The sequence below is a fragment of the Bartonella sp. CR127HXZ genome, from assembly GCF_042194555.1.
In the GTDB taxonomy this organism is placed as follows: Bacteria; Pseudomonadota; Alphaproteobacteria; order Rhizobiales; family Rhizobiaceae; genus Bartonella; species Bartonella grahamii.
Genome location: NZ_JBHIMZ010000070.1, coordinates 1 through 741 on the forward strand (window position 1 = coordinate 1; position 741 = coordinate 741).

Annotated in this window: 1 protein-coding gene; it reads right to left on the reverse strand. The window is 42.4% G+C overall.

Going from position 1 to position 741, the window contains the following annotated elements; translation table 11 throughout:
• A partial coding sequence (trbL, locus tag ACFIKY_RS09155) for a P-type conjugative transfer protein TrbL (RefSeq protein WP_375661747.1) occupies positions 1 to 732 on the reverse strand: 732 nt, incomplete at its 3' end.
• Between the last annotated feature and the right edge of the window lie 9 nt (positions 733 to 741).

Genomic DNA, 741 nt, shown 5'->3' on the forward strand with positions numbered 1-741 from the left:
TGCTCCACCAGCAGCGGATGCTCCACCAGCAGCAGCTGGTGCTGCTGCCCCACCAGTTGCTGCTACAGCAGCTATGCTCGCAGCTGCTCCTATAGCAGCGCCAGCCATTGCTCCAATAGTTGCACCACTCCCACCACTTGTTCCAGAAATTAAACCAGCAATAATTTCCGGAATAGTCTTTGTTAAATACGCACACAATAAACTAAGTCCCAGCAATGTCCAATTTGACGCCGCAGAATAAACATATGCTTCTTTCCATACCCCCATAGAATCAACAATCAAAGTCGCTAAGAGTGTAAGTACGAATAATTTTGCACCAACAGAGACAGCGTAGCGAAATGTTGTTATACTTATCTCTCGTGTCCATTGGGTCGCCCCAAACCCCATAAATATAACAGATGCATTGATTACGATATATGATTCAACAAGTGTAACAGCTAGTAAAACAGCGATATAGCAGAAGCATAAAAAAACAATAATAGACTGAACAGCAATCAACACAGAAGTGATCGGATTCCAAGTGCTCACATTTGCCATAGCTTCCATAATATTAGAAGCTTCACCCAAAACATCTGCAGGAAAAAGACTCCTAGATCTTCCGCTTGCATGAGCTGCTACTGTACGAAAACTCTCAACAATAGCTGTCCCCCATTCTTGAGAATATTCTAAAAGAGCTGCAAAAAAGCCTATAACAAGAATGAATTTCACTAACTCCCCAACTAAATCAGCAATATCAGATTG